At 70.5% G+C, this 12,181-nt stretch carries 14 protein-coding genes; 12 read left to right on the forward strand and 2 right to left on the reverse strand.

From position 1 onward, the window contains the following. Positions 1-55: 55 nt before the first annotated feature. From lepB to HQK15_RS10425, 7 genes are all read left to right on the forward strand, one after another. Positions 56-718, forward strand: a complete 663-nt coding sequence (gene lepB / locus HQK15_RS10395) for a signal peptidase I (RefSeq protein WP_367649138.1) — start codon at positions 56-58, stop codon at positions 716-718. A 7-nt stretch (positions 719-725) separates the two neighbouring features. Next, complete coding sequence (locus HQK15_RS10400; protein WP_173491393.1) at positions 726-1,376, forward strand: ribonuclease HII; 651 nt, start codon at positions 726-728, stop codon at positions 1,374-1,376. Beyond that, entirely contained in the window at positions 1,373-1,684 is a 312-nt protein-coding gene (locus HQK15_RS10405; protein WP_173491394.1) for a DUF2469 domain-containing protein, read from the forward strand. Before HQK15_RS10400 ends, HQK15_RS10405 begins: the two co-directional genes overlap by 4 nt. An 87-nt stretch (positions 1,685-1,771) precedes the next feature. Beyond that, the gene (locus HQK15_RS10410; RefSeq protein WP_173491395.1) at positions 1,772-2,134 is read left to right on the forward strand and encodes a YraN family protein; all 363 of its coding nucleotides are present in this window, start codon (positions 1,772-1,774) and stop codon (positions 2,132-2,134) included. Beyond that, positions 2,134-3,714, forward strand: a complete 1,581-nt coding sequence (locus HQK15_RS10415) for a YifB family Mg chelatase-like AAA ATPase (RefSeq protein WP_217361585.1) — start codon at positions 2,134-2,136, stop codon at positions 3,712-3,714. Before HQK15_RS10410 ends, HQK15_RS10415 begins: the two co-directional genes overlap by 1 nt. After that, positions 3,711-4,856 (forward strand): DNA-processing protein DprA, encoded by a 1,146-nt coding sequence (gene dprA / locus HQK15_RS10420; RefSeq protein WP_173491397.1) that lies wholly within the window; start codon positions 3,711-3,713, stop codon positions 4,854-4,856. Before HQK15_RS10415 ends, dprA begins: the two co-directional genes overlap by 4 nt. A gap of 27 nt (positions 4,857-4,883) precedes the next feature. Beyond that, complete coding sequence (locus HQK15_RS10425; protein ID WP_173491398.1) at positions 4,884-5,819, forward strand: tyrosine recombinase XerC; 936 nt, start codon at positions 4,884-4,886, stop codon at positions 5,817-5,819. Here HQK15_RS10425 and HQK15_RS10430 read toward each other — a convergent pair. Together HQK15_RS10430 and HQK15_RS18300 are read right to left on the reverse strand one after the other, a co-directional pair. Continuing rightward, positions 5,816-6,628, reverse strand: a complete 813-nt coding sequence (locus HQK15_RS10430) for an alpha/beta fold hydrolase (protein ID WP_173491399.1) — start codon at positions 6,626-6,628, stop codon at positions 5,816-5,818. The two genes, HQK15_RS10425 and HQK15_RS10430, sit on opposite strands and share 4 nt — an antisense overlap. A gap of 36 nt (positions 6,629-6,664) precedes the next feature. After that, positions 6,665-7,549, reverse strand: a complete 885-nt coding sequence (locus HQK15_RS18300) for a peptidoglycan DD-metalloendopeptidase family protein (RefSeq protein ID WP_217361586.1) — start codon at positions 7,547-7,549, stop codon at positions 6,665-6,667. Between the two features lie 309 nt (positions 7,550-7,858). Here HQK15_RS18300 and rpsB point away from each other — a divergent pair, with 309 nt between their 5' ends. From rpsB to HQK15_RS10465, 5 genes are read left to right on the forward strand one after another with little or no spacing between them, the layout of a single operon-like run. Then, positions 7,859-9,016, forward strand: coding sequence for a 30S ribosomal protein S2 (rpsB, locus tag HQK15_RS10445; protein WP_173491400.1), 1,158 nt, complete (start codon positions 7,859-7,861; stop codon positions 9,014-9,016). A gap of 50 nt (positions 9,017-9,066) precedes the next feature. After that, a complete protein-coding gene (tsf, locus tag HQK15_RS10450; RefSeq protein WP_173491401.1) occupies positions 9,067-9,882 on the forward strand; it encodes a translation elongation factor Ts in 816 nt (271 codons plus the stop codon). Positions 9,883-9,927: 45 nt separating this feature from the next. Next, positions 9,928-10,677, forward strand: coding sequence for a UMP kinase (gene pyrH, locus HQK15_RS10455; RefSeq protein WP_367649139.1), 750 nt, complete (start codon positions 9,928-9,930; stop codon positions 10,675-10,677). A gap of 58 nt (positions 10,678-10,735) precedes the next feature. Next, positions 10,736-11,290: a ribosome recycling factor gene (gene frr / locus HQK15_RS10460; protein ID WP_367649153.1), complete on the forward strand. Its 555-nt coding sequence runs from the start codon at positions 10,736-10,738 to the stop codon at positions 11,288-11,290. After that, positions 11,280-12,170: a phosphatidate cytidylyltransferase gene (locus HQK15_RS10465; RefSeq protein WP_173491403.1), complete on the forward strand. Its 891-nt coding sequence runs from the start codon at positions 11,280-11,282 to the stop codon at positions 12,168-12,170. Before frr ends, HQK15_RS10465 begins: the two co-directional genes overlap by 11 nt. Positions 12,171-12,181: the final 11 nt, after the last annotated feature.

Raw genomic sequence — 12,181 nt, forward strand, 5'->3', positions numbered from 1 at the left:
GTGACACGCGAGGACCGATCCCGACGGCGTTGCGGCGTCCGGCTAGGCTCGCCGGGTGAGTGACAAGAAGCGGCAGCTCCCCGTGTGGCAGGAGTCGATCCTTCTCGTCGCCACGGCCATGGTCATGGCAGTCGTCGTCAAGACGTTCTTCCTGCAGGCGTTCTACATCCCGTCGGAGTCGATGGAGCCGACGATGCTCGTCGACGACAAGATCCTCGTCCAGAAGGTCTCCTACTGGGGCGGAGGCGACATCAAGCGGGGCGACATCGTGGTGTTCGACGATCCCGGGGGCTGGCTCGGTCCGGAGGACTCGCGCCGGGCGAGCAACGTCGTCCAGGGCACGCTGGAGAAGGTCGGCCTGTTCCCGACCGGCGGGCACCTGATCAAGCGGGTCATCGGCGTCGGCGGTGACACCGTCGCCTGCTGCAGCGACGGCAAGCTCACGGTCAACGGCACCAAGCTCGACGAGCCCTACGTCCTCGACGAGACCGCGACCAAGGACCAGACGTTCGAGGTCAAGGTCCGCAAGGGCTACCTGTGGGTCATGGGCGACAACCGCGGCAACTCCTCGGACTCGCGGGCCCACCAGGGCGATCCGGGCGGCGGGCAGGTCTCGGAGAAGGCGGTCGTCGGCAAGGCGTGGTTCCGCGTCTGGCCGTTCGGACGCGCCGGCTTCATCCACAAGCCCGACACCTTCGAAGCCGTCAACGGCAAGTGACCCGCCGATGACCCGGCTGGCCAAGGGGTCGACGATCCGGCGCGACGCGGGTCTCTACGGCTACGAGCGCGCTCTGGCGCGCCAGGGCCTGCACCCGGTCGCGGGCGTCGACGAGGCCGGACGTGGAGCGTGCGCCGGGCCGCTGGTCGCGGCCGCCGTCGTCCTCGACGGCAAGATCCCCGGCCTCGCCGACTCCAAGCTGCTCACCCAGAAGCGTCGCGAGGCCTGCTTCGACCTGATCATGCAACGCGCGGCCGACGTCGCGGTCGTCATCGTGCCGGCCGCGGAGTGCGACCGCATGGGCCTGCAGCACGCCAACATAGCGGCGCTGCGCCGCGCGCTCTGGAAGCTCGAGGTCCGACCCGGCTACGTGCTCACCGACGGCTTCCCGGTCGACGGTCTCGGCGTGCCGGGCCTCGCCGTCTGGAAGGGTGACCGGGTCGCGGCGTCGATCGCGGCGGCGTCGGTCGTCGCGAAGGTGACACGCGATCGCCTCATGGTGCACCTGCACGAGGACTTTCCGGCATACGATTTCGCCACGCACAAGGGCTACAGCACCGCGGTCCACCAGGCCGCCCTGCGCGAGCACGGTCCGTGCGACGAGCACCGCAAGACGTACGTCAACGTCAAAGCAGCCATGGAAGGGCACCCAGCATGAGCTCAGAGGACCTCGAGCGGTACGAGTCCGAGATGGAGCTGGCGCTCTACCGCGAGTACCGCGACGTCGTCACGATCTTCAAGTACGTCGTCGAGACCGATCGCCGCTTCTACCTGTGCAACGCGGTCGACGTGAAGGTGCGCTCCGAGACGGGCGACGCCTACTTCGAGGTCTCGATGAACGATGCTTGGGTCTGGGACATCTACCGGCCGGCGCGGTTCGCCAAGAACGTCAAGGTCCTGACCTTCAAGGACGTCAACGTCGAGGAGCTGCAGGACTCCGACTTCAAGCTCCCCGGCGGCCAGTAGTCCACAGGCGGCACCGGCGCCGGGCGTCGTCCACAGGCGCCGTCTCGACCCTGGTGGTGCGCCGCGGCGCCGACGAGGCTCGACGGCATGACCTATGAGCGCAACAAGGGCGTCGGCGACTACGGCGAGCGGGTGGCGGCCGACCACCTGAGATCGATCGGCATGGTGGTGCTGGCCACCCAGTGGACCTGCAAGTTCGGCGAGATCGACATCGTCGCCAGGGACGGGTCGACCCTCGTGATCTGCGAGGTCAAGACCCGCACGTCCAACGGCCACGGCGGCCCGTTCGAGGCGATCACCGGGCAGAAGGCGACGCGGCTGCGCCGCCTCGCGATGCACTGGCTCGAGGTGCACGACATCTCGCCGCCCAGCATCCGCATCGACGTGATCTCGGTCGTCGTGCCACCCAAGGGCGGTCCGGTCGTCGAGCGCATCACCGGGGTCGCATGATGGCGGCCGCGACGCACTCGGTCACGCTCGACGGTCTGTCGGGCCGCGCGATCGAGGTCGAGGTCGACATCGGGGGCGGCCTGCCGACGACAGTGCTGGTCGGGCTCGCCGACACCATGGTCAACGAGGCGCGTGACCGGTGCCGGTCGGCGGTGTCCAACTCCGGCACCACCTGGCCCGACCAGCGGGTCACGATCAACCTCGCGCCGTCCACGCTGCCGAAGTCGGGCTCGCACTACGACCTCGCGATCGCGATGGGGGTGTTCGCGGCGAAGTCCCTCGTCCCGGCCGAGCGTCTCGCGGGCACGGTGTTCCTGGGCGAGCTGGCCCTCGACGGCCGGCTCCGGGCGATCCGGGGCGTCCTGCCGGCGACCCTCGCTGCCGCAGAGGCGGGCTTCGAGCGGGTCTTCGTGCCGGAGGTCAACGTGCCGGAGGCCGAGCTCGTCCGGGGCATCGGCGTCGTGGGGGTGCGCTCGCTGCGGCAGACCGTCGCGCTGCTCACGGGGCAGGAGGAGCCGGTCGACCTGCCGGTGCCGCCCCTCGACGACACCCCGTCGATCTCGTGGACGTCGGCCGACCGGCTGGCGCACCTCGACCTCGCCGACATCGCCGGCCAGGACGACTCCCGCATGGCGCTGCTGGTCGCGGCCGCCGGCGGGCACCACCTGCTGATGACCGGGCCGCCCGGCATCGGCAAGACGATGCTGGCGCAACGCCTGCCGGGGCTGCTGCCCGACCTCACGCACGAGCAGTCGCTGGCCGTCAGCGCGGTCCACTCCGTGGCGGGGGTGCTGCCGAGCGACCAGCCCCTGTTGATCCGCCCGCCGTTCCTCGACCCGCACCACACCGCGAGCGCGGTGTCGATCGTCGGCGGCGGCAGCAAGGTGATCCGGCCCGGTGCGTTGAGCCTGGCGCACCACGGCGTGCTGTTCCTCGACGAGGCTCCGGAGTTCGCCTCCAACGTCCTCGAGGCGCTGCGTCAGCCGCTCGAGAGCGGCCACGTCGTCGTGTCACGCGCGGCGATGACCGCGGCCTACCCGGCCCGGTTCCAGCTCGTGCTGGCCGCCAACCCCTGCCCGTGCGGCCTGAGCTCTGCGGTCTCCGACCAGTGTCGGTGCACGCCCCTCATGCGGCGTCGCTATGCCGATCGGCTCTCGGGGCCGATCCGCGACCGCATCGACATCCACCGGTCGCTGTCGTCGCTGTCCCGGCCCGAGCTCGTCTCGGCGATGACAGGGGCGCGGTCGTCCGGCGACCTCGCTGGCGTCGTCGTCGAGGCCCGCGAGCGCCAGGAGCGGCGGCTGCGCGGCACGCCGTGGCGGCTCAACAGCGAGGTGCCCGGCGTCGAGCTGCGCAAGCACTGGCCGGTCAGCGACCAGGGCCGTGTGCTGGTCGATCAGCAGCTGCGCACCAACAAGCTCAACGCGCGCTCGGCCGATCGCATCCTCCGGCTGGCGTGGAGCGTCGCCGACCTCAACGGCCACGACCTGCCTGACGGCGACGACGTCGACGCGGCGCTGTCGCTACGACGCGGCACGGCGCTGGGCGGCTCGCTGCGTGACCTGGTGCAGGCGTCGTGAGCGCGAAGCAGCAGATCGCGCGACTCGCCTTGAGCCTGGTCGTCGAGCCCGGTGACGCGCGACTGCGCGACCTGCTCGCCGTTCACCCGCCCGAGCGCGTGCTGCTGGCCGTGCGGGGCGGCACCCACCTGCCGGGCCACCGCATCCCTGAGGTCTGGACGGAGCGGGCGAGCGACCTCGACGGCCGCGTCGAGCGCGCTCGCTCGCGTGCTGACGCGGCCGGGCTGCGGTGGGTCTGCCCGGGTGACCGTGACTGGCCGAGCGCGCTCGGAGACCTCGACCACGTGGTGCCGCTGCACGGAACGGCCGGCGCGCCGCTCGGCCTCTGGGTGCGGGGCGCCGCCAACCTCGCCGCGCTCTGCGCCAAGGGCGTCGCGCTCGTGGGCGCCCGGGACTGCACCACCTACGGCGCCGAGGTCGCCTCCGACCTCGGGGCAGACCTCACCGACGCCGGGTGGACCGTGGTCAGCGGCGCCGCCTACGGCATCGACGGCTGCGCCCACCGGGGAGCGCTGGCGATGGGCGGCGCGACTGTCGCCGTGCTGGCCTGTGGCGCCGACCTCGACTATCCGCGCTCGCACGCCTCGCTGCTCGCCCGCATCGCCGACGACGGTCTCGTCGTGAGCGAGCAGGCGCCGGGCGAGTCGCCCCTCAAGGGACGCTTCCTCTCGCGCAACCGGATCATCGCTGCCCTCAGCCGCGGCACGATCGTGGTCGAAGCGGCCGTGCGCAGCGGCTCGCTCAACACGCTCAACTGGGCCGACCAGCTGGGGCGCACCACGATGGGGCTGCCCGGTCCGGTGACGTCCAAGTCGTCCGGGGGAGTGCACCTGGCGGTGCGTGAGGGCAAGGCGGTGCTGGTGACCGACGCGCGCGACGTGGTCGAGGAGCTCGGCGGGCTGGGGGCCGAGCACGAGCAGCTCGAGATCCCGGCGACCGAGTTCGACCGGATGTCGCCGGTGATGCAGGCGACGCTCGACGGGCTCGACTGGCGTCAGCAGCGCACGCCGATCGAGATCGCCGCTGCGGTGCGGCTCAGCGCTCGTGAGGTGCGCGCGGCGCTCGGAGATCTCGAGCGGCGAGGGCTGGTCTCGAGGACCGACGGCGGGTGGGTGCTGGTCCGGCGCGCCGACACCGGCTGACGGACGCCGCGCTGGACACTGGTGCTGATGACGACCGAGACCCCTGACGAGCTGACCGAGCCCTGGTCGGCCGTCCTGGCTGCGTACGAGCAGCACCTGCAGGCCGAGCGGGACCTCTCGGCCCACTCGGTGCGCGCCTACCTGACCGACCTGCAGAGCCTGGCCTCGCACGCGGCTCGCCTCGGGGTCGACGACCCGGCCGACCTGACGATCCGGTCGCTCCGCAGCTGGCTGGCCCACCTGCAGACGATGGGCAAGGCCCGCACCACCCTGGCCCGGCGCTCGACGTCCGCGCGGGTCTTCACCACGTGGCTGGTGCGCACGGGACGGGCCGATGCTGATGCGGGCGCCCTGCTGGTCAACCCGAAGTCGCACCGCGAGCTGCCGGCCGCGCTCAGCGAGACCGAGGTGCGCTCGCTCCTCGACATCACGGCCGAGTCGCTCGTCGACGACGGGGCGAGGGGCCTGCGTGACCTCGCGATCCTCGAGCTGCTCTACGCCACCGGCATCCGGGTGGGTGAGCTGGTGGGCCTCGACGTCGACGACCTCGACCGCTCCCGCCGCGTCGTCCGCGTGCTCGGCAAGGGACGCAAGGAGCGCTCGGTGCCCTACGGCCTGCCGGCGTCCGACGCGGTCGAGCTGTGGCTCGAGCGTGGCCGGCCCGAGCTGGTGACCGACTCGAGCGGGGCCGCGATCTTCCTCGGCGCCCGTGGTGGCCGGATCGACCAGCGCGCCGTCCGGCGCATCGTGCACGAGCGCCTCGCGGCGGTCGACGGCGCGCCTGACCTCGGACCCCACGGGCTGCGGCACACGGCGGCGACCCACCTGCTCGAGGGCGGCGCCGATCTGCGTAGCGTCCAGGAGATCCTCGGCCACGCCTCGCTGGGCACGACCCAGATCTACACGCACGTCAGCAACGAGCGCCTCCGCAGCGCGTTCAAGCTCGCTCACCCGCGGGCCTAGCGCCGGTCGCGCGAGTCCTGCTCGTCGAGCCAGCCGGCGAGCAGCGCGACGAAGTCCGCGGGGCGCTCCATCGACGGCAGGTGCGCGACGTCCGACCACTCGGCGAGGCGTGCGTGGGCGACGCTTCGGGCGACCTGACGGGCGGTGGCGCGGAGTGCGTCGAGGTCCAGGGCGCCCGACAGGACGAGCATCGGGGCCACCACCTGATCGAGTCGGTCGACCGTGGCGAGGTCGACCTCCGCCTCGGCCACGTCGTCCCACGTCGCCGTGATCTCAAAGGCACGGCGCTGCATCCGGCCGACGAGCTCACGCACGTCGGGGGAGACCGCGGTGTCGTGGCGACGGGGTCCGTCGACCCATGCGGCGAGGTTGGCCTCCACAGCCCGGTCGAGGTCGTCGGTCGCCAGTGCCTCACCCTCGGCTGCGAAGAAGGCCTGAAGGTCGGGAGTGGCCTCGGCGATGAGTGACCCGCCGGGAGCGCTCAGCAGCAGCGACTCGACCAGACCCGGATCGCTCAGCGCCAGCTCGACGGCGATCCCGGCCCCGTACGACGCCCCGACGACGTGGCACCGAGGCACGTCGAGGGACGCCAGCAGCCGGCGCAGGTCGCCGACGTGGTCGAGCACCGATGGACGGCTGGTGGACTCGCCGAAGCCGCGCAGGTCGACCCGCAGGGCGTCGCGGGACGACGTCAGACCCGCCCAGATCGGTTCCCACATCCGGCGGTCGCCCACGCCGGCGTGGATTAGGAGGACGGGGGTCGAGCCCCGCGGTCCCGAGCGGTCGTGGGCGATGATGGGCAGTGCCATGAGACCGACGATCGCACAGATGGCCGTCCGCATCGGTCACAGCGAGTCCTGCGGGTTCACGGGCCTGCCGTCCTTCAGCACCATGAAGTGCAGGTGGCACCCGGTCGACAACCCGGTCGAGCCCACGAGGCCGACGACGTCTCCGGCCTCGACCCGTTCGCCCACGGAGACGGACTGGCTCGAGAGGTGGTTGTAGGTCGTCTCGAGGCCGGGGGAGTGACGCACGGTGACCCGCCGGCCGTACGCCCCCGCGTGCCCGCTCGTGGTCACCGTGCCGGCAGCGGCCGCGTGCACGGGCGTGCCGCAGGGGACACCGAAGTCGGTGCCGTCGTGCAGCTTGCGGACCCCGGTGACCGGATGCACCCGCATGCCGAAGGGGGACGTGACCGGGCCACCCACGGGTCGGCGAAGGTCGCCACCGACTCCGGCCGGAGGCGAGGGTGGAGGACCGTCGGGGCTGATGAGTCGGAACCGCCCGCCGCCGAGCAGGTCGAGCGGGTCGAGGTAGTCGCGTCCGACGCGTCGGCCCAGGTGCAGGCAGGCGCCCACGCAGTGGCTGTGCGTGCCGAGCAGGGTACCGATGACGTCGCGGGCCTCCACGGCGTCGCCCACCTCGACCAGGGCCCGCACGGGTTGGTAGGTCGAGCGCTCCACGCCGTGGTCGATCGAGATCACCGGCACTCCGCCGACCTCGCCGACGAACGCGACTCGGCCGGCGGCGACGGCGCGCACCGGCGTGCCGACGGACGCCGCGATGTCGACCCCACGATGTCCGGCGCCGTAGGCGTCGGCCGGTGGATCGAATCGTCGGCCGACGGACGGGTCGTCCAGCGGCCACGACCAGGCGTCGGGAGACCCGGCGGACGCCGCGGACGGAAGCAGCGCGATGACGATCAGGAGGGTGACGAGGCGACGGGTCATGCTGCCAGCCAAGGCGTCCGGATCAGCCCGCGCACCCCTGTGCGGCCGGGCTGGGGACGACGGGGCGACGGCCGCGTCCTGTGGATTTCGTGACGGGGGGTCGTGTGCCCTAGACTGGGCGCATCACTTCTTCGGAAGTGAAATTCGCGCGCCTGTCTCCGTGTGATGCGAGAGCGGAATACGGATGCGGTCCTGGTCTCCTGTGGTGTTCACCCGGGAGTGGGTCGCACGCGGCAGGCGCCAGGTCACCGTCAACCGGCGGTGAGTCAACCAGGAATCGGCACACGTGTGCCACAAGGAGATACGACCATGGCCGTCGTCACCATGCGCCAGCTGCTCGAGAGCGGCGTTCACTTCGGGCACCAGACCCGTCGTTGGAACCCCAAGATGAAGCGTTTCATCTTCACCGAGCGCAACGGCATCTACATCATCGACCTCCAGCAGTCGCTGGCCTACATCGACGCCGGCTACGAGTTCGTCAAGAACACCGTCGCCCGTGGCGGCACGATCCTGTTCGTCGGCACCAAGCGCCAGGCGCAGGAGCCGATCGAGGAGCAGGCCAAGCGCGTCGGCATGCCCTACGTCAACCAGCGCTGGCTCGGCGGCATGCTCACCAACTTCCAGACGATGCACCAGCGCCTTCAGCGCATGAAGGAGCTCGAGGAGATCGACTTCGACGACGTCGCGGGATCCAACCGCACGAAGAAGGAGCTCCTCGGCATGAGCCGCGAGTACGCGAAGCTCTCGCGCACCCTCGGCGGCATCCGCGACATGGGCCGCACGCCGTCCGCCGTGTGGATCGTCGACACGAAGAAGGAGCACCTCGCGGTCGACGAGGCCAAGAAGCTGAACATCCCGATCATCGCGATCCTCGACACCAACTGCGACCCCGACGACGTCGACTTCCCGATCCCGGGCAACGACGACGCGATCCGCTCGGTCGGCCTGCTCACGCGGGTCATCGCCGACGCCGTCGCCGAGGGCCTCATCGCTCGCGGTGGCGCCAAGACCGGTGACGAGCAGCCCGGCGCCGAGCTCGGTGCCGAGGAGCCCCTGGCCGACTGGGAGCGCGAGCTGCTGGAGAAGAAGGACGCCGACGCCGCTGCTGAGAAGGCCGCCGAGGCTCCCGCCGCTGACGCTGCCCCGGCCGCCGACGAGGCTGCCGCTCCGGCCGCCGTGGTCGACGCTCCCGCCGCCGACGAGGCTGCCGCTCCGGCCGCCGAGGCCAAGGAGCCCGCCGTCAAGGCTCCTGCCGACGCGACCGCCGCCGCTCCGTTCGGTGCAGGCTCCAAGGCCCCGCTCAAGAGCGGCAACGCTCCCAAGGGCTTCGCCGTCAAGGGCAACGCCGACTCCGGTCTCTACCACCTCGAGGGCGGCCAGTGGTACGACGCGACCGTCGCCGAGGTCTGGTTCGACACCGCCGAGTCGGCCGAGGCTGCGGGCTTCAAGCTCGCCGGCTCCAAGTAACCCGCTGACTGCACAGCACTCCTCACGACTGAATCTGCAAAGGACGACACATGGCTATCACCGCCACTGAGGTCAAGAAGCTCCGCGACGCGACCGGCGCCGGCATGATGGACGCCAAGAAGGCGCTCACCGAGGCCGATGGCGACTTCGACAAGGCGATCGAGGTGCTCCGCATCTCGGGCGCCGCCAAGGCTGCCAAGCGCGGTGCCGAGCGCGAGGCCACCTCCGGCCTCGTCGCCAACTACGGCAGCGCGATCGTCGAGCTCAACTCCGAGACCGACTTCGTCGCCAAGAACGACCAGTTCATCACGCTGGCCGAGAAGCTGGCCGAGCTGGCCGACGAGACGAAGCCGGCCGACACCGCCGCCTTCGCGAGCACCCCGTTCGAGGGTGGCAAGACCGTGGGCGAGGCTGTCGCCGACCTCGCGGTCGTCATCGGCGAGAAGATCGAGCTCGGCCGCGTGGCCAGCTTCGACGGCTCCGTCGCGACCTACATGCACCGCCGTGCGAGCGACCTGCCCCCCGCGGTCGGTGTGCTCGTGGAGTTCGAGGGTGACAGCCACGACGTCGCCCGCGGCGTCGCGATGCAGATCGCCGCGATGCGTCCTCGCTACCTCACGCGCGAGGACGTCCCCGCGGACATCGTCGCCAAGGAGCGCGAGATCGCCGAGGCGACCGCACGTGAGGAGGGCAAGCCCGAGCAGGCGATCGCCAAGATCACCGAAGGACGCCTCAACGGCTTCTTCAAGGAGCAGGTGTTGCTCGAGCAGGCATCGGTTCAGGACAATAAGAAGACGGTCAAGGCTCTCCTCGATGAGGCCGGCGTGACGCTCAAGCGTTTCGCGCACATCGAGATCGGCGCCTGACCACCAGCGACACCCCTTCAACCCGCTGATCGAGAGGCCGGAATCGTGACCACTGCAGAGCATGTCGGCGATCCGGCCTCCGGTCACGGGTTGAAGCGCGTCCTGCTGAAGCTCTCCGGCGAGGTCTTCGGCGGAGGCAAGATCGGCATCGACCCCGATGTCGTCAACGGCATCGCCCGCCAGATCGCCGCAGCGGTCGCCGAGGGCGTCGAGGTCGCGATCGTCGTCGGCGGCGGCAACTTCTTCCGCGGCGCCGAGCTCAGCCAGCGCGGCATGGAGCGCTCGCGTGCCGACTACATCGGCATGCTGGGCACGGTCATGAACAGCCTGGCGCTGCAGGACTTCATCGAGAAGCAGGGCGTCGAGACGCGGGTGCAGTCCGCGATCACGATGGGCCAGGTCGCCGAGCCCTACATCCCGCGCCGCGCGATCCGTCACCTCGAGAAGGGCCGGGTCGTCATCTTCGGCGCCGGCGCGGGCATGCCGTACTTCTCGACCGACACGGTGTCGGCGCAGCGTGCGCTGGAGATCAAGGCCGACGCGGTCCTGATGTCCAAGAGCGGCGTCGACGGGGTCTACTCCGCCGATCCGCGCACCGATCCGAGTGCCGTCAAGTACGACGAGCTGACGTTCGACGACGCGCTGCGCATGGGGCTCAAGGTCGTGGACGCCGCCGCGTTCGCGCTGTGCATGGAGAACAAGCTGCCGATGATCGTGTTCGGCATGGAGGGCGAAGGCAACATCGCCCGGGTGCTGCGCGGTGAGAAGATCGGCACACTGGTCCACGCCGGATAGGCGGACCACCCAGAACCATCGAGACGGACTGCACCACCCATAGAAGGGGAACACCGTGATTGACCAGACCCTGCGTGACGCCGACAGCAAGATGGACAAGGCTGTCGAGCACACCCGCGAGGAGTTCGCCGCGATCCGCACCGGTCGTGCCCACCCCGCGATGTTCGCCCAGATCACGGCGGAGTACTACGGCCAGCAGACCCCGCTCAACCAGCTCGCGGGCTTCCAGGTGCCCGAGCCCCGCACCGTGATCATCCAGCCCTATGACGCCGGCGCCAAGCCCGCCATCGAGAAGGCCATCCGCGAGTCCGACCTCGGCGTCAACCCGAGCGACGACGGCAAGGTGCTGCGCGTGACGCTGCCCGAGCTGACCGAGGACCGCCGCAAGGAGTACATCAAGCTGGCGAAGTCCAAGGCCGAGGAGGGACGCGTCGCCGTCCGCGGAGCCCGGCGCAACGCCAAGCAGGCGCTCGACAAGGCCGAGAAGGACTCCGAGATCAGCAAAGACGACAACACCGGGGCCGAGAAGCGCCTCGACGGCCTGACGAAGAAGCACGTCGACGTGATCGACGAGATGCTCAAGAACAAAGAAGCAGAGCTCCTTGAGGTCTGAGTCTCCCGCTGAGGAGACCCCCGCGGAGCCGGGCTCCGCGGAGACAGTCCCTGCTGAGGCGGTCAAGACCAGTCGCGCCGGGCGCAACCTGCCGGCCTCGATCGCCGTCGGCGTGGCCCTGCTGGCGATGGTCGTGGCGTCGCTGTTCCTGGTCAAGGAAGTCTTCATCGCGGTCGTGGCGATCGCGCTGCTCATCGGCCTCTACGAGCTGACCCGCGCCTTCGCGACCGCTGGCATCCGGGTCCCGGTCCTGCCGGTCGCCACGGGCGGCACCGCGATGCTGGTCGGCAGCTATGTCGGCGGCATGGAGACGGCGTCGATCGCGATGGCGCTGACCGTCATCGGCACGATGGTCTGGCGGCTCACCGAGGGCGCCGACGGCTTCGTCCGCGACGTCAGCTCGGGCATCTTCGTCCTGTCCTACCTGTTCCTCATGGGCACCTTCGTGCTCTTGATGCTCAAGGAGGACGACGGACCGTGGCGCATCGTCGCGTTCATCATCGCGACCATCGCGTCCGACATCGGCGGCTACATCGCGGGCGTCCTGTTCGGCAAGCACGCGATGGCCCCGACGATCAGCCCCAAGAAGTCGTGGGAGGGCTTCACCGGCTCGCTGATCGCGGGCGTCGCCACGGGCATCGCGACCGTGACCTACGCCCTCGACGGCGACTGGTGGGTCGGCATTGTGCTCGGTGTCGCCGGCGTCGTGTTCGCCACGCTGGGCGACCTGTCGGAGTCGTTGATCAAGCGCGATCTCGGCATCAAGGACATGGGTGACCTGCTGCCCGGCCACGGTGGCCTGATGGACCGTCTCGACTCGCTGATCGCCGTCGCGCCGATCGCGTGGCTGATCCTGTACCTGCTCGTCGACGTCTCCTGAACAGCAGCCCG

The organism is Aeromicrobium stalagmiti (assembly GCF_013283745.1).
GTDB classification, from domain to species: Bacteria; Actinomycetota; Actinomycetes; order Propionibacteriales; family Nocardioidaceae; genus Aeromicrobium; species Aeromicrobium stalagmiti.